15 protein-coding genes and 2 pseudogenes are annotated in these 19,127 nt (G+C 69.2%); 10 read left to right on the top strand and 7 right to left on the bottom strand.

Annotation, left to right across the window (positions count from 1 at the left end; all coding sequences use genetic code 11):
- Positions 1-97 precede the first annotated feature (97 nt).
- Positions 98-382, bottom strand: a complete 285-nt coding sequence (locus ACWDGI_RS20440) for a hypothetical protein (RefSeq protein ID WP_450761391.1) — start codon at positions 380-382, stop codon at positions 98-100.
- An 882-nt stretch (positions 383-1,264) separates the two neighbouring features.
- On the opposite strand from ACWDGI_RS20440, the pseudogene ACWDGI_RS20435 reads away from it, so the two are divergent.
- Positions 1,265-1,809, top strand: a pseudogene (locus tag ACWDGI_RS20435) (transposase); the annotation flags it as partial.
- 391 nt (positions 1,810-2,200) lie between these two features.
- Here ACWDGI_RS20435 and ACWDGI_RS20430 read toward each other — a convergent pair.
- The 3 genes from ACWDGI_RS20430 to ACWDGI_RS20420 all read right to left on the bottom strand — a co-directional run bounded on the left by ACWDGI_RS20430 (position 2,201) and on the right by ACWDGI_RS20420 (position 4,396).
- The gene (locus ACWDGI_RS20430; RefSeq protein WP_450760885.1) at positions 2,201-3,172 is read right to left on the bottom strand and encodes a pentapeptide repeat-containing protein; all 972 of its coding nucleotides are present in this window, start codon (positions 3,170-3,172) and stop codon (positions 2,201-2,203) included.
- A 150-nt stretch (positions 3,173-3,322) separates the two neighbouring features.
- The gene (locus tag ACWDGI_RS20425) at positions 3,323-3,721 is read right to left on the bottom strand and encodes a hypothetical protein (protein ID WP_450760883.1); all 399 of its coding nucleotides are present in this window, start codon (positions 3,719-3,721) and stop codon (positions 3,323-3,325) included.
- A 60-nt stretch (positions 3,722-3,781) separates the two neighbouring features.
- On the bottom strand, positions 3,782-4,396 hold the full coding sequence (locus ACWDGI_RS20420) for a dihydrofolate reductase family protein (protein WP_450760881.1): 615 nt from the start codon (positions 4,394-4,396) through the stop codon (positions 3,782-3,784).
- Positions 4,397-4,977: 581 nt separating this feature from the next.
- Between ACWDGI_RS20420 and ACWDGI_RS20415 the strand changes: the two genes are divergently transcribed.
- From ACWDGI_RS20415 to ACWDGI_RS20375, 9 genes are all read left to right on the top strand, one after another.
- Entirely contained in the window at positions 4,978-6,183 is a 1,206-nt protein-coding gene (locus tag ACWDGI_RS20415) for a COG4705 family protein (protein ID WP_450760879.1), read from the top strand.
- 308 nt (positions 6,184-6,491) lie between these two features.
- A complete protein-coding gene (locus tag ACWDGI_RS20410) occupies positions 6,492-8,942 on the top strand; it encodes a transglycosylase domain-containing protein (protein ID WP_450760877.1) in 2,451 nt (816 codons plus the stop codon).
- 254 nt (positions 8,943-9,196) lie between these two features.
- Positions 9,197-10,828: a molybdopterin-dependent oxidoreductase gene (locus ACWDGI_RS20405; protein WP_450760875.1), complete on the top strand. Its 1,632-nt coding sequence runs from the start codon at positions 9,197-9,199 to the stop codon at positions 10,826-10,828.
- Between the two features lie 102 nt (positions 10,829-10,930).
- On the top strand, positions 10,931-11,593 hold the full coding sequence (locus ACWDGI_RS20400) for a fasciclin domain-containing protein (protein WP_450761363.1): 663 nt from the start codon (positions 10,931-10,933) through the stop codon (positions 11,591-11,593).
- 231 nt (positions 11,594-11,824) lie between these two features.
- On the top strand, positions 11,825-13,135 hold the full coding sequence (locus ACWDGI_RS20395) for an NAD(P)/FAD-dependent oxidoreductase (RefSeq protein ID WP_450760873.1): 1,311 nt from the start codon (positions 11,825-11,827) through the stop codon (positions 13,133-13,135).
- Positions 13,132-13,893, top strand: coding sequence for a DUF1365 domain-containing protein (locus ACWDGI_RS20390; RefSeq protein ID WP_450760871.1), 762 nt, complete (start codon positions 13,132-13,134; stop codon positions 13,891-13,893). The genes ACWDGI_RS20395 and ACWDGI_RS20390 overlap by 4 nt, the downstream gene beginning before the upstream one ends.
- Positions 13,890-15,176, top strand: coding sequence for a class I SAM-dependent methyltransferase (locus tag ACWDGI_RS20385; RefSeq protein WP_450760869.1), 1,287 nt, complete (start codon positions 13,890-13,892; stop codon positions 15,174-15,176). Before ACWDGI_RS20390 ends, ACWDGI_RS20385 begins: the two co-directional genes overlap by 4 nt.
- A complete protein-coding gene (locus ACWDGI_RS20380; RefSeq protein ID WP_450760867.1) occupies positions 15,173-16,489 on the top strand; it encodes a class I SAM-dependent methyltransferase in 1,317 nt (438 codons plus the stop codon). Before ACWDGI_RS20385 ends, ACWDGI_RS20380 begins: the two co-directional genes overlap by 4 nt.
- Complete coding sequence (locus ACWDGI_RS20375) at positions 16,486-17,295, top strand: DUF1295 domain-containing protein (protein ID WP_450760865.1); 810 nt, start codon at positions 16,486-16,488, stop codon at positions 17,293-17,295. Before ACWDGI_RS20380 ends, ACWDGI_RS20375 begins: the two co-directional genes overlap by 4 nt.
- Positions 17,296-17,359: 64 nt before the next feature.
- On the opposite strand, the gene ACWDGI_RS20370 is transcribed toward ACWDGI_RS20375, so the two are convergent.
- The 3 genes and pseudogenes from ACWDGI_RS20370 to ACWDGI_RS20360 form a co-directional block, all read right to left on the bottom strand.
- On the bottom strand, positions 17,360-18,109 hold the full coding sequence (locus ACWDGI_RS20370; RefSeq protein WP_450760863.1) for an anti-sigma factor: 750 nt from the start codon (positions 18,107-18,109) through the stop codon (positions 17,360-17,362).
- Positions 18,106-18,690: a sigma-70 family RNA polymerase sigma factor gene (locus ACWDGI_RS20365; protein WP_450760862.1), complete on the bottom strand. Its 585-nt coding sequence runs from the start codon at positions 18,688-18,690 to the stop codon at positions 18,106-18,108. Before ACWDGI_RS20365 ends, ACWDGI_RS20370 begins: the two co-directional genes overlap by 4 nt.
- Before the next feature lie 193 nt (positions 18,691-18,883).
- A pseudogene (locus ACWDGI_RS20360) lies at positions 18,884-19,126 on the bottom strand (transposase); the annotation flags it as partial.
- Between the last annotated feature and the right edge of the window lies 1 nt (position 19,127).

Genomic DNA, 19,127 nt, shown 5'->3' with positions numbered 1-19,127 from the left:
ATGCTGGGTGGTGCCGGGCGAGCCCGCCTCACTGGCGAGGGGCACGAGGCGGTCTTGACCAGGGCCGGACACCGGCGACACCCGGATCCGTCGGACATCACTCCTGGTCTTCGAGCCGATAGACCCGCACAGCCGGTGACGGCGACAGCCCCGACGCCCGCGTCAGCTCCGGCGTCACCGTAGAGAGATCTCCGCTGACCACCCACTGAAAGCGGGCCACCATCATCAGGACATCGACGCTCTCTCGCACGAACCCGTCCACAACGGATTGGCCGCCGAGGCCTTCGCACACCACGACCTCGGCCGGCTCCACTTCATCAGCAACTTGTCGGTAGGGCCTCATGCCAGGGCGCCCCAAGAATTCGTAGACCCAGTGCCCCATGTCTGACCTCCTGGCAAGAGCAACGAGTGCTCCACCGATCTCTCGCTCCCGCAGGCTGGGTAATCACCCGAATGCATCATCGGCAGTCGTGATGGCAGCACGCATCGACTTGGGGCCGCTGGTCCGCGGTGGTGGGCTGGATCCCGAGGACCTTGCTGTGACGGGGCGGCCTCTTCGTCGTCAACCCGCGGCGCGCGCGGTGATGTCCTCCGCGACTCGCTTGTCGAGGGCGGATCGCACCAGGCCGGCCGCAAGCGCTGGGTAGTCTTTCTCGTTTGCCAGGCGGGCGATGGCGTTCGCTCCAGCAGCAGGTCGGCCACCTCAACGTCGGCACACGTTGCCGTACCAGGACCACCAGTCGCGCACCCTGCCGGGCAGGCGTAAAAGCCCTCGCAGTCGATCAGTGTTGTGCCCGGATGATCTCCAAGAGCGGGTGTCGCAGGTTCGAATCCTGCCGCTGACTGCTCTCCTGGAGGATGAAGGAGAACGAGAGCTGGCTATCTGCGCGTGGGATCTGCGTCTGGTGGACGAGTGCGGCTGCGGCGATGACTTTTGCCAGAGCATCCGGACGGCAGATCATCCACAGGGGCAGCCGTACGGCCCTGGCCATCGGTGCGTACCTCTCTTGCCCTCGAAAGGCATGCTGATCCTGGACGTCGTGGACGGCCGGATCATGTACATCGAGATACTCGATCGGCCCCCTATGCACCGTCAGAGTGCACAACCGTGACGTTCGCGCGAGCGGACACGAAGTGCGGGCTCGGACTCGCCAACTCGGGTGCCCGGGCCTACTGATGGGGCCTGTCTCGGGTGCGGGTACGGCCACCGGTGATCATCGTGACTTGTGTGGAGTAGCGATGAGAGGGTGGCCGCGGGTCACAGTGGACCTGCGACCCGGACCGCTGCCGGGCGTCGGGGCTCTGCGAGGACACCGCCTTCGCGGCCAAGCGGGAACTGGCCACCCGTACGATCCCCCGATTCCTGGACGCCGGACACCGTGTCGGGTGGGTCACCGGGGGGCGAGGTCTACGGCGGCAACTCCAACCTGCGGTCTGGCCGGGAGGAACGCGGCTTGGAGTACGTCCTGGCGGTGGCCTGCTCGGCCGAAGTGACCACCGGTGCAGGTAAGTTTCGTACCGACGCCGAAGCAGGGCTGGCAGAAGCTGTCGGCCGGCGCGGGAGCCAACGGCAACCGCTTCTACGACTGGGCCGTCATCGACCTGGCCGAGCCTGGCCCAGGCCACCATCAGCTGCTGATCCGCCGCAATCGCCGCACCGGTGAATTCGCCTACTACCGCTGCCACTTCACCAGGCCGGTCCCGCTCACCACCCTGGTCCGGGTCGCCGGATCAAGGTGGCGGGTGGACGAGACCTTCCAGGCCGAAAAGGGGCTGACCGGCCGGGATGAGCACCAACTCCGCCGCTACCGCAATCTACAGCTGAAGTACCAAGGGCCAGTCCAGGGGCATGATCCCCTCGAACTGGCCCTTTGCCGTGATCACGGCCGTGCCACGCGCGTGCCCGATAGTCCACTGCGAGTCCTCATCGCCCCGCTCCTTGCGGATCATCGAGCCGAGCCGATCGGCGATCACGGCCGTTGACCATGAGCTGATAGATCAGTGGCGTGCGAGGAGTGCTGTGGGCCGTCCGGGATATCAGCTCACGCCAGACGCGGCAGGTGTTCCCGGTCTGCCGAAGATCGTGGCAGTCCACGTCGGCGATGATGCCCGCCGTTCCGCGCTTTGATCCAGTCGTCGCGGAAGTCGCTCCCGTGGAGTTGGCACCCGGGGGCCGGAGAAGACGTGACTATCGCGGTGGTCATTCCGAATGCGCTGGAGGTCTCGGCGTCGGTGGTGGCGGCGACTCATTCGAGGCGTGCTGCTCTCGCCACGCCCGGCAGTCCGCCACCCTGGCCATGACCCATGGATCGGCGACCAGGTCTGAGGGGAGCCGGGACGTCTCGTCGATGAAGGCGCTTGACAGCTGCTCAGCAGACAGTCCGTGGGTGTCCCTGAGGTCTGCACCGGCTAGGTCAGCGCCGAACAGCATGGTTCCGTCAAGGCGGGCGCCCCGCAGGTCGACGTCGCTGAGTTGTGCGTGATCGAGGCGGGTGGACCCGAGCCAGGCGTAGCAGAGTTGAGCACCATTGAGGATCGCTCGGGTCAAGTCAGCGCCACGAAGATCAGCGCGTCGTAGGTCGGCCCAGGTGAGAAACATCCTCGACAGACGGGGTGGGGCATCGAACTCAAAATCCCGCAGAACCAGCCCTACAAGGACAGTTGAGCGAAGGTCGACGCGGCGTGGCTCGGGCCTTTCAGGCCGACGAGCCAGAACATCGAGTGCTGCTCGGATGTCTGTGGGGGGTTCGGTTGCCCATGGCGGCAGGTCTCGCATCCCGTCCGGCGGTCCGTCTTCGTCGCTCGGCAGGCCGTCCCGCCTGGCGTTCTCTCGAATGAACGATGCAAGCACTGACACGACTGTGTTGTGCTCCTCGGGCGACTCAGCCATGACGTGTTCCAAGCTGTAGATGGCCCCCAATCGCCCCGCGAGCTTGTCCGAAGCCAGAAGACCCATAGCTGTCCTGAAGCGCTCCGTAACCTGCCCGCGCCGAGACAGACGATAAGTACGGGCCGTGAACCCGACACCGATCAGCACCGAAGTACCTGCCACCGCAGCCAACACGGTCTGACGCACGGCGGTGAGTGCGTCTGCGCGTTCCTTGCCGTGAAGGGTGCGGACCGTGTCCCCTGCTATCAGCCATGACAGCGGCCCCAGCACCACATAGATCACTCCTAGGAGCGACAGCGCCCCTAGGGCTGTAAGAGCAGCACGATTGCCGCGAGCTCGGCGAGTGCGGTTCCCCAAGTCAGTTCCGGCGCGCATGCCTGGTCATTCGATCGCACTTGGGGCCAGTCCGCTAGTGGGTTCAGCTTCCGTCGGCTAGGACCTGACGAGATATACAGCGAGCGCCGTCGGCCGAATCTCGCCGAGGCACAAAAAGGGCCAGTTCAGGAGGGTTTTCCTCCCCGGCTGGCCCTTCGGTGTTTCAGAGGGTCGTGCCTCAGTCCTGCCGATAAGGGTCCGCAGGCTCCATCTCGGCGAGGCTCCTGGCCGGTCGCCGATGACCCGGTCCCGATCGATGTGGGTCATCTCGTCCCGGACGCCGGCCGAGAGTGCGGCGTGCCGGAGATCCTTGGCGTAGTCACGCGTCTGCCGGTTGACCTCGTCAGGCCGGGCTTCCACGGGACGACAGGGGTGATCGGCCCACTCCGTGTCGGCCCACCAGACGAGTTCGTCCAGGTACTCCGATGCGGCCGGTACGAGCCGCAGGTTCGCCACCCCGTCACCCGGTCAGCTCGGGGTCGTCGACGGCCGGCCCGACGTCGTCAGAGGACGTCGTCAGAGGACGTCGTACGTCAGGTGCGTCGCGTTCGATGTCGCGGTCCCGCTTCGCTGCACCAGCGTGCGCGGCGTTCCGCCGGTGAACAGGGGTGTCCCGGTGCCCAGCACGACGGGCGCCAGATGCAGGGACAGCACGTCGACCAACCCGGCCTCGAGCGCGGAGCCGACCGTGGCGCCGCCGCCCATGAGGACGACGTCGAGGTCCTCCCCGCTTCCCGACGACGCCGCCTCGGCGCGCTCCCGCGCGGCGGTGACCGCGTCGCGCAGACCGGTCGTGACGAAAGTCCAGTCGAGGTCGGTGAGCCGTACTGACTGCGGCGGCGAGCTCGTCACGACGACGAAGGCGGGCTTGCCGACCTCGCCGGCGCCGTAGCCGATCGTGTCGTCCCAGCCGTTCGGTCCGTCGACGATATCGAAGAGGCGGCGGCCGAGGACGACGGCGCCCGATCGTGCCGTCCCCTCCCGGAGGACCCGGCGGTCGTCGGGGTCGTCGGAGAAGGCCCAGGTGTGCAGGGCCTTGCCACCAGTGCCCAGGCCGTTGTCCGGGCCGGGGTGGGGCCCGGTGACGAAGCCGTCGAGGGAGACCGAGATGTCAGCGATGATGCGCGTCATGCCAGGGCAGACCCGCTCCACCGCCAGAACTCATCGCTCGGAATGAAGCGCGTGCGTGCCGGATGCGCCCTCAGGCCGAGCAGGGCGAGTGATACGCACGGTGGCAGTCAGGATATGTTCAGGTTCCAGCTGGCACAGTCGGGCAGCATGACCGATGAAACGTCTGATACCGCGGTGGTTCCAGAGGCGGAACCCACCGGCGAGCCGGCGAACAACCGGCTGAGGCGCGCCCACACCGCTTCTCCACCACTGGACGGGGAAGGGCAGAGAACCTCTGTCTAGCCGGGAGGGGAAAACGCGCGGGGAGATCGGGAGACTCGGATCAACGCGTTGCGCAGTTGAATCCCAGGACGAATATCCCCGAGTTCTCGCTAATTCTCACGCCTTCTAACGCTTTCGTATTGCCCCCTGCCGGGCGGAGCGGGCGGTAAAGGCGTGTCCTGCGCGCTTATTCATGCATTTCCAGATAATCACCGTTCCGCAGGCGTGAGGGTCGCCCCTCCGTGCTGCCACTCGTTCCCTGCGAGGGTTTCGTGACAACTGAGACGACGACCGAGAGTCTTCGGACGCCTGCCAGGCAGATGCTGAACAAGGTTCCCGAGGTCACGATCTGGTTCTGGATCATCAAGATCCTGTGCACCACGGTCGGTGAGAGCTTCGCCGACTGGATCAACATGAACCTCGGCGTTGGCCTGATCAACACGGCATTGATCTTCACCGTGGTTCTGGCAGGCGTCATGGGCTGGCAGCTCACCACCAAGCGCTACGTCCCGTTCGTGTACTGGCTCACCGTCGTGGTGGTGAGTGTGACCGGCACCCTCTACACCGACATCCTCACCGACAGCCAGGGCGTTCCCCTCGCGTTGAGCAGCAGCGTGTTCGCCGGCCTGCTGGCCGTCGTCTTCGGGATCTGGTACGCCCGCGAGCGGACCCTGTCGGTCCACACCATCACCACTCGTCCCCGTGAACTCTTCTACTGGCTCGCGGTCCTGGTCACCTTCGCCCTCGGCACCGCCACCGGCGACTGGACCCTGGAACTGACCGGCTGGACACCGGGTGTCTCCGTGTTCCTGCCTCTCGGGTTGATCGTCGCGATCGTTCTCGGATGGCGCCTCGGCGCCAACGCGGTGCTCTCCTTCTGGCTCGCCTATATCCTCACCCGCCCGCTCGGTGCCAACCTCGGCGACTGGCTCGGCTCGCCCAGCGGCGACGGCGGCCTGGGCCTCGGCACTGCGGTGACCAGCGTGATCTTCCTGGGTGCGATCCTCGCTACGGTCGTGTACCTCACGGTCAGCCGCAGCGATGTCATCGAGGATCACGATCTCTCTCATGCCCCGCGAGCGCTGAACCCGGCGCGTGAGCGGATCATGCTCGGCTACTACGCCGTCGTAGCGGTCGCAACCGCCGCGCTTCTCATCTGGGCACACCACCAGCCCCACGCGGCCGTGGCCAGCGAGGAGGACGCCCCCGCACCGGTAACCGCCCATCTCACCCCGAAGCAGGCGACATCGCCGTTCCCTCCGGCCGAGATCGCGAAGTTCCGTACGATCGCGGCCGACACCCTGGCAAAGCTCAATTCGGGCGACCAGTCGGCCGCGACCACCCGAGTGACCGACCTCGAGACCGCTTGGGACAAGGACCAGTCCACCCTTGAGCCCAAGAGCGAGCAGTCCTGGCACTTCCTCGACAGCGAAATCGACCAGGTCCTGACGTCGCTGCGCGCCCCGAGCCCCGACAAGGCCACCGAGGTCAAGGCGCTCAACACCCTCCTCACCTCGCTCGGCTGACCGACCGCGACGACGGACTGCCCCGACGCGTACCCTGCGCCGGGGCAGTCGGCGGGCTGGGTCGGACTTGGCACACGGATCGCCGACAGTCGTGGGCGCCGGCACTGGAACCCGGGAAGGCGCAGATGCCGTACTGCGGCTCGCTCCTGGGTGGGCGGTTGTATGCACGTTGCGAGTGCGACTTACTCTTACAACTTGTAGGAGTCCGGGGAGGGTGTCGGCTTGTCCAGGTCAGACCCCCATGAGGCACCCGGCGGGTGGTCTCGCGACGATGGCGGGGCCGTGTCCTTGGCTGAGGAGTGGCGAGAATGAGCGAACACCGGCGCCGATCGTCGGGGAGGACCGCACCGTCCGGCATGCCGTCCGGCTCCGACGGTATTCCGGACGGCGGCCGGGCCGCGGCACGCAGGGCTGCCCAGGCCCGGGACGGACGAACCCGCCGCGCGGGCGGCACACGACGCAAGGACGCGGGACGTTCCGTTCGGCGCGGTCTGATCGACTACCCGCGGGCGGGCAGGCGCGGCCTCCGGCGCTGGCTGCCTTCGTGGAAGCTGGTGTCCGGCACCTTCCTGCTGTTCGTCGGCGGCCTGCTGGGCCTGTTCGGCTATGCCTACGCCACCACGACGATCCCCGGCGCGAATCCCAATACGCAGGCGCAGAGCAACACCTACTACTGGTCGGACGGGTCGGTGATGGCCACCCAGGGGTCGACCAACCGGCAGAACATCGATCTCGCGCAGGTCCCGAAACTGGTCCAGTGGGACTTCCTCGCCGCGGAGAACGCGACCTTCTACTCCGATCCGGGCGTCGACACGCAGGGCATGCTCCGCGCCGTCTACCACATGGCCACGGGCGGAGAGGTGCAGTCGGGGTCCACCATCACCCAGCAGTTCGTGAAGAACACTTACCTCAGCCAGGACCAGTCGGTCAGCCGCAAACTCAGAGAGATCATGATCTCCCTGAAGATCGGTGGCCAGATGTCCAAGCAGCAGATACTGCAGGGCTACCTCAACACCTGCTACTACGGCCGGGACGCCTACGGGATCGAAGCCGCGGCTCGTACCTACTACCACGTGCACGCCTTCCAGCTGAACGTCAGCCAGGGCGCCTTCATCGCCGCTACGGTCAACGAGCCGAGCCTGCTGATGCACGCCGACACCGATCCCCGGGCCAAGGCCCAGGCCAAGGCGCGCTGGAAGTACGTACTGGACCGGATGGCCAAGATCCACGAGATCACCGGCGCCCAGGAACAGCGCTATCTGGCGCAGGGGTTCCCCACGCCGAAGCCGTACACGCCGTCGGCGGGAATGTCCGGGCAGACCGGTTACCTGGTGCAGACCGCGGCGAAGTACGTCGAAGCCCACACCTCCCTCACGGACCAGCAGCTGGAGCGCGGCGGGTACCAGATCTACACGACCTTCGACAAGAAGAAGGTGAACGCGCTGTCGGCGTCCGTCGCGGCGATGGAGCACAGGCACCTCGACCCGCGGCACCGCTCGGCCGACAAGGACGTCCAGGTCGGCGCGGCGTCGATCAGTCCGTCAACCGGCGCCATCGTGGCGCTGTACGGCGGGGCCGGCTGGAACAAGGGGCACTGGACGGACAACGCGGACGCGACCGGTGTGCCGGTCGGCTCCACCTTCAAACCCATCGACCTGGCCGCCGCCCTCGACCACGGCGCCGTCCTCTCGCCCGGGCAGCCGGCCTCACCGATCACCCCCGACTCGAAGTTCAACGGCGACGACGGAATCACCATCAAGAACCAGCAGGGCCGGGAAGTGCCGGACTCGAACGACCCCACCGGGCTCCTGCACCAGCGCAACGACGTGTCCACGAAGTGGGGCTACATCACACTGCGCAAGGCGATGGAGCAGTCGGTCAACACCCCCTACGTCCAGCTCGGCGAGTACGTCGGCTACGACGACGTGGAGGGCGAGGCCCTGAAGGCGGGGCTCCTGCGCACGACCCTGCAGTACGACACACCGGGCTTCTACATCGGTACCTCCACACCGTCGGCGATCCGCATGGCAGACGCGTACGCCACCTTCGACGACAGCGGGATCCAGCACGAGCCGTACTCGGTCACCAAGGTCGTCGCCGACGGCCGGCAGCTGCCCGGCTTCGACAAACCCAAGGGCACCACGGCCATGCCCGCCTCGACCGCCGACACCGTCACCGACGTCCTGCGAGACGTCGTCAAGAACGGCACCGGTACCAACGCCCAGGCCCTGGGCCGCCCGGTGGCCGGCAAGACCGGTACGACCGACGACTACAAGTCCGCCTGGTTCATCGGCTACACCCCGCAACTGACCACCGCGGTGAGCATGTTCAAGGAGGACCCGAAGAACGCCGGCCTGCAGTCCATGCAGGGCGTCGGAGGCTACGCCAAAGTTTTCGGCGCCGACATGCCCACCGAGGTGTGGACCGGCTACATGACCGCCGCCCTCCAGGGACAACCCGTCCAGCAGTTCCCGCCCGCACCCCCACTGGGCCAGAGCACGGACGAATACGGCGCACCCTCACCCACACCCTCCGCCACCGCACTCCAGAGCACACCCCCGGCCACCCCGACCGCACCGGCCACTCCGACCCCCACCACCACACCGTGCCACGGACACAAGAAGCACTGCGTCAGCCCAAGTCCGACCGACACCGCCGGCACCGGCGGCGGACTGCTCGGCGGCACAACCGGCGGTAACCCCCCACCCACACCGACGACCAGCTCACCGGCCCCGGCCGGCACCCCCTCAGGGCCTTGAGCAGCCGCGACACGGAGGCTCGTGGATCGCCCAGCCCGTCCGGGGGGGAGGGGGGAGGGGGGACGTCCGGACTCCTGCGCAGGCACTCCCGGGTAGGCCATACGCCCATACCCCGGTGCAGCAGTAACGGCGATTTCCGGCGGCGTTGAACTGCGTAATCCGTTGCGGAACGCGTGGTGGATTGGTCCGGGATCTTCTTTCACCCGATCAGGTCCGGCACCAATCCGCCCGGTGTGCAGAACCGGATTCCCTGCGTGAGGGACGAAGAGAAGGATCAGCGAGCACGGTCGCCTTGGCCGCGTCTGGCGCTGGGTGCGCTGAGCGGGGCGCTGGCCGGCTTCGCCGCACTGGCGGTGGCCGAACTGGTCGCGGCGGGCGTCCGTCCGCAGTCCAGTCCGGTCATCGCGGTGGGCGGCGCGTCCATCGACGCGACGCCCGCCCCGGTCAAGGACTGGGCGATCCGCCACTTCGGCACCAACGACAAGCTCGTACTGCAACTCGGCATCCTCGCCGTGCTGGCCATGCTGGCTCTGGCGTTGGGTGGGCTGGCGGTGCGGTTGCGGCGGGTCGGAGCCGCCGGGGTCCTTCTCTTCGGGGTCATCGGCGCGGCGGCCGCCGTCAGCCGGCCCGACTCCACCAGCCTCACCGACGCACTGCCCTCCGTCGTGGGGGCTGTTGCCGGTGCTCTGCTTCTGTACATTCTGGTGGGCCGCCTGACCGCGGTGAGTCGGCCACCGGCGTCGGCCCCCGAGTCGGTGACCGAGGAAGCGGAAGCACGTCTGCCTGCATCCGAGGGGTGGGACCGGCGGGGCTTCGTCCTGGCGGCCGCGTCCGCCGCGGCGGCTTCTGCCGCGGTGGGCGCGGTCGGCCGGTCGCTGAACGCCTCCCGTGGCCGGGGCGCGATCGCCTCGCGGAAGCACGTCGTGCTGCCCACGCCCGGGTCACCGGCGCGACCGGTACCCAAGAGGGCCGCACTGCGCCTCCCCGAAGTCAGCCCGTTCGTCACCCCGAACGACGACTTCTACCGGGTGGACACCGCACTGGTGGTGCCCAGAGTCGACGCCACCGGGTGGCGGCTGCGCATCCACGGCAAGGGCGTGCGCCGGCCGGTCGTCCACTCCTTCGACGACTTGCTGCGCAGGGAGCTGATCGAGCGGCACATCACCCTGACCTGTGTCTCCAATGAGGTCGGCGGCCCGTATGTGGGCAACGCCCGCTGGATCGGGGTGCGGCTGGCCGACCTGCTGGCCGAGTGCGGTGTGGAGCCTCCGTCCCGGGGCGGTGCGGCGGATCAGTTGGTGTCCCGGTCGGTGGACGGTATGACGATCGGCAGCCCGGTCGAGGACGTCATGGACGGCCGGGACGCGATGCTCGCCCTCGGCATGAACGGCGAGCCGTTGCCCTTCGAACACGGTTTCCCCGTGCGGATGGTGGTCCCGGGCCTGTACGGCTTCGTCTCGGCCTGCAAGTGGATCGAGGACATCGAGCTGACGACCTTCGATTCCTACGATCCGTACTGGGTCAAGCGTGGCTGGGCCCGCAGGGCCCCGATCAAGACCGAGTCCCGTATCGACACTCCCAAGCCCTTCGCCCGGCCCAGGACCGGCACGGTGATGGTCGCCGGTGTCGCCTGGGCCCAGCACCGGGGCATCGACAAGGTCGAGGTCCGTGTCGACGACGGGCCCTGGCAGGAAGCCCACCTGGCCGCCGAGGACAGCCGGGACACCTGGCGCCAGTGGTCGATTCCCTGGCAGGCCACCAGGGGCAGCCACACCCTCACCGTCCGCGCCACCGACCGGACCCGCGCGGTGCAGACGGACGAACGGACCCGCACGATCCCCGACGGCGCCAGCGGATGGCACTCGGTCGTCGTGACCGTCGAGTGATCACCAGCCCCCACCGAACGGGCTCCGCGGCCGTTCGAACCACCTTTCCGCAATCCCCCGAACGCAGCCGCTTCGCGCTGCACGTTGCAACAGGAGAACATGATGAACACCCGCATCCGTCGTACCGCCGGCCTTCTCGCCGCTGCTGCCGTCCTGCCCGTGGCCCTGACCGCCTGCTCCAACGGCAGCAGTGACTCGGGCAAGTCCGAGTCATCGCACAAGGCGTCTGCTCCGGCGACCAAGAGCAGCGACGACATGAGCGGCTCGAGCAGCAGCGCGAGCAGCATGGACCAGCCGTTCGGCCCGGCGTGTTCCTCGGTGCCGAAGAACGGCGCCGGCTCCTTCAACGGCATGGCCAAGGACCCGGTCGCCACCGCAGCCTCCAACAACCCGGCACTCTCCACCCTCGTGACCGCGGTGAAGAAGGCCGGCCTGGTCGACACCCTCAACAACGCCCAGAACATCACCGTGTTCGCACCCACCAACGACGCCTTCAGCAAGATCCCGAAGTCCACCCTGGACAAGGTCCTCAACGACAAGGCCCAGTTGACGAAGATCCTCACCTATCACGTCGTCGGCCAGAAGCTGACGCCCAAGGACCTTCAGAACGGCTCCTTCGACACGCTGGAGAAGTCCAAGGTCATGACCTCCGGCTCGGGCGAGTCCTACACGGTCGACGACTCCGCGAAGGTCGTCTGCGGCGACGTCAAAACCGCCAACGCCAACGTCTACATCATCGACACCGTCCTCATGCCCAAGAGCTGACACCTGTGCCAGCCGAGGACGCACGCCCCGCCCGGTCGCCTTGACGGAAGCGATCCAGGCGGCACGCGTACCTCGCACCGGGGCATCCGCCGGCCGCCCGACCGGCAGGGCCCGCCGGATGCCCCGACCGGAGGACTCGTCAGCAGACCTCAACGCCTGCGGACGCCCTGGACATTGCCGTGCATCCGCCCGGAGATTGCCGTGCATCCGCCCGGAGAGGGAGACAGCACCATGGAACGACCGTCCGACGCGACGGCGAGCAGGCGGGCAGCAGGTGCCGAGAGCCCGCGCCGTACGGCCGTCATCGGCAGCGGAGTGGCGGGACTGACCGCCGCGCACATTCTGGCCCGCGCCCACCACGTCACCCTCTACGAGGCCGACGACCGGCTCGGCGGCCACGCCCACACCCACGACCTGACCGCGCCCGACGGACGCACGCACCGCGTCGACTCCGGATTCATCGTGCACAACCGCCGCACCTACCCGAACCTGCTGCGTCTATTGCGTGAACTGAACGTCGCCACGCAGCAGTCGGAGATGAGCATGTCCGTGCGGTGCGAGGGCTGCGGACTGGAGTACGCCGGCGCCCGGGGCCTGCGCGGACTGCTCGCCCAGCCACGTAACGCCCTGCGTGGGCCGTACCTGCGCATGCTGGCCGAGGTACCGCGCTTCCACCGGGCCGCCCGCCGCCTGCTCGAGACGGGCGCCGACGACACCCTGACGCTAGGCGCCTTCCTGGACCGGACCGGGTTCTCGTCCTACTTCCGCGCGCACTTCATGACACCGGTGGTGTCCGCCGTATGGTCCTGCGACGCAGAGACGGCCCTGCGCTACCCGGCGGCCTATCTGTTCCGTTTCCTCGCCCACCACGGCATGCTCTCGGTGAGCGGATCACCGGTGTGGCGGACCGTCACGGGCGGCTCGGCAACGTACGTCGACCGGATCGCCGACGGCCTGCACGAGGTGCGCGCGGGCACCCCGGTCCGGTCCGTGCTCCGCCACGCGGACGGCGTGGACGTGACCACCGGTGACGGCACCACGGCCTCCTACGACCATGCCGTTCTCGCCGCGCACCCCGATCAGACGTTGCGGCTGCTCGCCGACGCGACCCCGGCCGAGAAGGAGGTCCTCGGCGCGTTCCGCTACTCCCGCAACACCACCTTGCTGCACACCGACACCGGACTCCTTCCACGGGCGAGCGGGGCCCGTGCCTCCTGGAACTACCTGATGCCCAGCTGCCTGGCCGGCGCCGACGGGGTGCGGGTGAGTTACGACATGAACCGGCTGCAACGACTCCACGCCCCGCAGACCTACGTCGTCACCCTCGGCGGCCAGGACCGTGTCGACCCCACCCGGGTGCTGGCCCGCATGACCTACGAACACCCCATCTACACACCCGAGTCGATCGCCGCCCAGCGCCGGCTGCCGGAACTGAACACAGCGGTGACCGTGTTCGCGGGCGCCTATCACGGATGGGGGTTCCACGAGGACGGCTGCCGCAGCGGCGTCGAGGCCGCCGCCGCCCTGGGGGAGAGGTGGTGACCGCCGGGACCGACCGGGAGGCGGCGCGGCCGGGGCCGTCGGCCCTCTACCCGTGCACGATCACCCACGTGCGCCGGGCACCCCAGCGCTACAGCCTGCGGCACCGCAGCTACCTGTGGCTGGTCGACCTCGACCACCTCCCGGTGCTGCCGCGTCCACTCCGGCCGCTCGCCCGCTTCAGCGCCCGCGACCACTTCACCGGCTCTGCCCCGTCGATCAGGGCCGCCCTCGACGCCTTCCTGGGGGAGCACGGCATCGACCTGCACGGTGGCCAGGTCCTGATGCTCGCGCACGCCCGGAACCTCGGACACGTCTTCAACCCGCTGACCCTGTACTGGTGTCACGACCGCGATGGTGACCCGCTCTGCGTGGTGGCAGAGGTCCACAACACCTACGGCCGGCGTCACGCCTACCTGCTGCACACCGACGCAGCCGGCACCGCCACGGCTCGTAAGGACTTCTACGTGTCGCCCTTCCACCCGGTCGACGGCCACTACGAGATGCGGCTGCCCCCGCCCGGTGAGCGCCTGCATCTGTCCGTACGGCTCCAGCGGCCCGGCAGCCCGCCCTTCACGGCCTCGGTCCACGGCACACGCAGCAACGCGACAGTCCCCGCGCTGCTGCGCCTGGCCCTGCGCCATCCCTGGTCGACCCTGACGGTGTCGGCCGCCATCCGCTTCCACGGCATCCGCCTGTTTCTGCGGGGCCTGCCGGTGCAGCCGCGCACGGCCCGCCGCACCCCGGAGAGTGCCTCATGACCCAAGTCGAACCCCGTGCCACCGCCCGCCACCGCACCGGCAGGCAGCGAGTCGCCCCCATCGACACCGGCCGCTGGCCCGATGTGGCCGCCGTACCCAGGGCTTCCTGGCCGGTGCGGGCCATCACCGCGTCCGTACTGGAACGCGCCCTGCGGCGACTGCCGCTACGCGTCCGGCTCGCCGACGGCGCCACCCTCGGCCTGGGCGGCCCGCTGATAGCAGTAGGCGACCCCAAGGCGTTCCACGCCCGCATCGGCACCCGCGGGCTCATCGGGTTCGGCGAGTCCTACATGGCCGGCGAGTGGGACGCGCCGGACCTGGTCGGCGCGCTCACCGTGCTCGCCGCCCACGCGGCCGACCTGATTCCGCCCCGCCTGCAGCGGCTGCGCGGCCTCTGGGCGCAGCGACAGCCGCACACACAGCGCAACACACCGGACGCCTCGCGCAGCAACATCAGCCGTCACTACGACCTGTCCAACGACCTGTTCGCGCTGTTCCTGGACGAGACACTCACCTACTCCGCCGCCGTCTTCCGCGGCTTTCCCGCGGACTGGTCGCTGCTGGCCGCCGCCCAGCGCCGCAAGATCGACCGTCTGCTCGACCTGGCCGGTGTCCGCGAGGGCACCCGCCTGCTGGAGATCGGCACGGGCTGGGGCGAACTCGCCCTGCGGGCCGCCGCCCGTGGCGCGCACGTCACTTCGCTCACCCTGTCCCGGGAGCAGCGCGAACTGGCCCTGGACCGCGTCCGCCGGGCCGAGTACGGCGACCGGGTGTCGATCGAGCTGTGCGACTACCGCGAGTCCCGCGGCACGTACGACGCGGTGGTCAGCGTGGAGATGATCGAGGCCGTCGGTGCCGAGTTCTGGCCCGTCTACTTCCGCACCCTCGACGAGCGCCTCGCGCCGGGCGGCCGGGTGGCGCTGCAGGCCATCACCATGCCGCACGAGCGGATGCTGGCCGGCCGTGACACCCACACCTGGATCCAGAAGTACATTTTTCCAGGCGGGCTGATCCCCTCCACGCAAGCCGTCGAGGAGACGGTTCGCGATCACACGGGGCTGGCGGTGACCGCCCGGGACAGCCTCGGCGCGCACTACGCCGAGACTCTGCGGCTGTGGCGGGAGCGGTTCACCGCACACGCCGATGACGTGACAGCACTCGGTTTCGACGAGACCTTCCGCCGTCTGTGGACCTTCTACCTGGCCTATTCCGAGGCCGGTTTCCGCTCCGGCTACCTCGACGTCCAGCAGTACCTGCTCACCAAGGAGACCTCGGCCCGATGACGTCCGCCCGCACCCCCGTACGTACCGGTGCCGCGCAGCGACTCGCCGCCCTCGCGGAGGATGCGCTCGGTGCCCCGCTGCCGGTGCGGCTGCGCACCTGGGACGGCAGCGAGAGTGGCCCCGCAGACGCCCCCGTGGTCGTCGTGCGCTCCCGGCGCGCACTGCGCCGCCTGCTGTGGCAGCCCGGCGAACTCGGCCTCGCCCAGGCGTACGTCACCGGTGAACTGGATGTGGAGGGCGATCTGGCACGGGGGTTGCGGGCGATGTGGGCCGCCGTGCGGGAGCGGGGTCTGCACGCCCCACGGCTTTCCCCGGCCGACTGGACCCGTGCGATTGGCGAGGCGGTGCGGCTGGGTGCCGTCGGCCCGCGTCCACCGGCGCCCGCGACGCAGGCGCGGCTGCGGGGCCGCCTGCACAGCAAGGCCCGCGACCGAGCGGCGATCAGGCACCACTACGACCTGTCCAACGACTTCTACCGTCTCCTTCTCGACGACACCATGGCCTATTCCTGCGGCTACTGGACCAGTCAGGAACCCGATACCAACCCGGCCGATGCACAGCGCGCCAAACTGGAGCTGATCTGCCGCAAGCTCGGCCTCGTTCCGGGCGCCCGCCTGCTCGACATCGGCTGCGGCTGGGGGTCGCTCGCCCTGTACGCGGCGGAAGAGCACAAGGTGCAGGTCACCGCCGTCACCCTGGCCCGGGAGCAGGCCACCTACGTGCGGGAACAGGTACGCGACCGGCGGCTGGAACACCGAGTCGAGGTGGTGTGCCAGGACTACCGGGACATCACCGGCTCCGCCTTCGACGCCGTCGCCACCATCGAGATGGGCGAGCACGTGGGAGACGACGAATACCCCGCCTTCGCCGCCGCCCTGCACCGGCTGGTCCGCCCGCACGGGCGCGTGCTGGTCCAGCAGATGTCCCGCGGCGCGACCGCACCCGGCGGCGGCGCGTTCATCGAGGCGTACATCGCCCCGGACATGCACATGCGGCCGATGCGCGAGACCGTCGGCCTGCTGGAGGCGGCCGGCCTGGAAGTCCGTTCGGTGGAGTCGCTGCGCGAGCACTACGTGCGCACCGTCAACGCCTGGCACCGCACGCTGGAGGAACGCTGGGACGACTTCGTCCGGCTGGTCGGCGAGGAGACGGCCCGCGTGTGGCGGCTGTACCTGGTCGGCGGGGCCCTGGCCTTCGAGGAGCGGCGCATGGGCGTGGACCAGTTCCTCGCCGTACGCCCGCTGGCCACGGGCGACAGCGGCCTGACAGGAGCGGAGGCGGCCGACTGGTACCGACACCTGGAGGAGCGGTGAACACATTCGCCTGGGACGCGTTCGCCGCCAACCTCGGGTGGGCGGCGGCGACCTCGCTGGCCGTCATGCTCGGCACCTTCGCGATCGCCCTGAACCTGGGCGTGCACCGTGTCGTCGACATCGCGTGGGGGGTCGCATTCGCCGCGGTGGCCGTGGTGACCTTCGGCCTCTCGGCATCCCAGGGCGATCCGGGCAGGCGGCTGCTGGTCACCGGTCTCACCGCGGTGTGGGGGCTGCGACTCGCGGCGCACATCGCCCGCCGGGGCCATGGCCACGGCGAGGACCCGCGCTACGCGGCGATGCTGGCCCGCGCGCGCGGCAATCGGAACCTGTACGCCCTGCGGACGATCTACCTGCTGCAGGGAGCCCTGGTGTGGCTGGTGTCCCTGCCGGTGCAGGCAGCCCAGTACGCGCCCCGGCCGCTGTCCGCCCCGGCCTGGGCGGGCACGGCCATCTGGGCCGTCGGACTGTTCTTCGAGGCCGTCGGCGACGCCCAGTTGGCGCGCTTCAAGGCGCAGCCCGGCAACCGAGGCCGCGTCATGGACCAGGGACTGTGGGCGCTGACCCGGCACCCCAACTACTTCGGCGACTTCTGCGTCTGGTGGGGACTGTTCCTTCTCGCCTGCGACGGCGGATGGCAGGCCGCGGCCGTGTCCGTCGCCTCACCACTGGTGATGAGCGTGCTGCTGATCAACGGAAGCGGGAAACGCCTGCTGGAACGGCACATGGCCGGCCGGCCCGGTTGGGACGCGTACGTGGCACGCACCAGCGCCTTCTTCCCCCGGCCGCCGCGCCGACGTCGATAGCCGCGTGGCGAGCCCGCCGACGGACGGGCTCCCCACGCGCATCCTCACGTCGGCACGCACACCCTCACGTCGGCACCCCGAGCAGAGCGACCGGCGTCGAACTCGGCTGCTTCGACCCACCAGCCGGCTCCACCGTGATGCCGATGCCCGAGGCACCGTCGACCGCACCCTGCATCAGCACCGCCTGGCTGTCGCGGTCGGGGTCCATCAGGCCGGCCGGGCGCATCTTCCCGCCGTCGGCGAACCACAGCTGGTACACCTTGCCCCGCGGCGGTGCGGCCATCCTGGACGCCACGAACACCGCCCGGTCGCGGTCGGCGGAGACCACCAGCGTGCCCGCGCCGCCCGCCACCCGCGCCGAACGCGACTTGGCGTCGGGCGCGGCAAGCACTCCCGCCACGTCCTGAGCCTGGCGCTCCGCCTGCGCTGCCCGGTACTGAGCGTCCTGAGCACGCTCGTACTGCCATACGGCGGTTCCGCCGAAAGCGGCCGCGGCGGCCACACTGGCTGCCAGCGCCCATCGCGCCAGGCCCCGTCCGGGCCGCACACCACGGCGTACTCGCTCCAGGGGCGCGGCGCCGGGCGGCACCTGCCGCACGGTGGTGATGCGCTGTAGCACTTGCTCCCGCATGACGGGACGCGTGCGCACCGTGGAGGCCAGGGCCAGGCGTCCGGCAGTGGCCGTGAACTCGGCGACCTCCTGTTCACAGGCGGCGCACTCGGCCAGGTGACGCTCGAAGGCGGCACGTTCCTCGCCGCGCAGCGCGTGCACCGCGTAGGCGCCTGTCAGAGCGTGCAGATCGGTCGTGGTCACGCGGTCACCCCCAGGCAGTCGCGGAGCCGGATGAGTCCGTCACGCAGGCGGGTCTTGACCGTGCCGAGCGGCAGCGCCAGTGCTTCGGCGACCTCCCGGTAGGTCAGGCCGCGGTAGTACGCGAGCGTGACCGACTGCCGCTGGAGTTCGGTCAGCGTGCGCAGGCAGCGCCGTACCTGCTCCTGCTCGAGTCGGCTCTCGACCTCCTCGGTCACCTCGTCGTACGCAGGCTGATGGTCGAGCAGGGCGGCCTTGGTGTCACGGGCCGCCGCTGCCTCCGCCGACCGGACCCGGTCCACCGCCCGCCGGTGGGCGAGGGTGAGGATCCAGTTGATGGCCGTGCCACGCTCAGGCCGGAAGCGCGGGGCCGTGCGCCACACCTCCACCAGCACATCCTGCGCCACCTCCTCCGACTGCGCCTGATCACGCAACACCGCCCGGACGACCCCGAGGACGGAACCGGCCACGGCGTCGTAGACCGCGGCGAATGCCTCCTGATCACCCAGCGCCACCTCCTGGACGAGCTGTTGCAGATCAGGTTTGGCAGCTGGATTGCTGCCGATATGTACACGTTCCTTCACAATGGATCTCCCATGGGCGCGGCGGGGCGGAACACCCGTGTGGAATCCGAGGCCACGCGAGCTGCGGATTGGTTGCATGCAATAGCCGGCCGCCGGGGTCCCCTGCCGGCACCAGTGGGTCGACGCCGACGAACTCCAGGCAGGATCTTCGGTCCGTTCTTGCCGCGATCGGTCGGATTCGAACCTGTCAGGCCCGTGCGCGGCTCCGCTGGGCGAGGCGCCGGTAGACCGTCTGCCGGCACGGCCCGAACGCGGGTGGCAGCTGCCACCAGGTGCAGCCGGAGGCGGCGACGAAGATGATCCCGGCCAGGGCCTCACGATCGTCGGCTCGCCTCTTCCCTCCACCCTGCGGGCGGACGACCTCGATCGGCGGCACCACCCGCCGAATCAGCTCCCACAGCTCCTCCGGCACCGGCCGCTCTACGAGACCTGTCACA

The organism is Streptomyces sp. NPDC001220 (genome assembly GCF_053597895.1).
This window is presented reverse-complemented; position numbering and strand designations above follow the sequence as displayed.

What these genes read in the sequence shown, in the direction of transcription:
- ACWDGI_RS20440 (WP_450761391.1), bottom strand. Translation starts at nt 382, where the DNA reads ATGGGGCACTGGGTCTACGAATTCTTGGGGCGCCCTGGCATGAGGCCC.
- ACWDGI_RS20420 (WP_450760881.1), bottom strand. Translation starts at nt 4,396, where the DNA reads ATGACGCGCATCATCGCTGACATCTCGGTCTCCCTCGACGGCTTCGTC.
- ACWDGI_RS20415 (WP_450760879.1), top strand. Translation starts at nt 4,978, where the DNA reads ATGCTGAACAAGGTTCCCGAGGTCACGATCTGGTTCTGGATCATCAAG.
- ACWDGI_RS20410 (WP_450760877.1), top strand. Translation starts at nt 6,492, where the DNA reads ATGAGCGAACACCGGCGCCGATCGTCGGGGAGGACCGCACCGTCCGGC.
- ACWDGI_RS20400 (WP_450761363.1), top strand. Translation starts at nt 10,931, where the DNA reads ATGAACACCCGCATCCGTCGTACCGCCGGCCTTCTCGCCGCTGCTGCC.
- ACWDGI_RS20395 (WP_450760873.1), top strand. Translation starts at nt 11,825, where the DNA reads ATGGAACGACCGTCCGACGCGACGGCGAGCAGGCGGGCAGCAGGTGCC.
- ACWDGI_RS20385 (WP_450760869.1), top strand. Translation starts at nt 13,890, where the DNA reads ATGACCCAAGTCGAACCCCGTGCCACCGCCCGCCACCGCACCGGCAGG.
- ACWDGI_RS20380 (WP_450760867.1), top strand. Translation starts at nt 15,173, where the DNA reads ATGACGTCCGCCCGCACCCCCGTACGTACCGGTGCCGCGCAGCGACTC.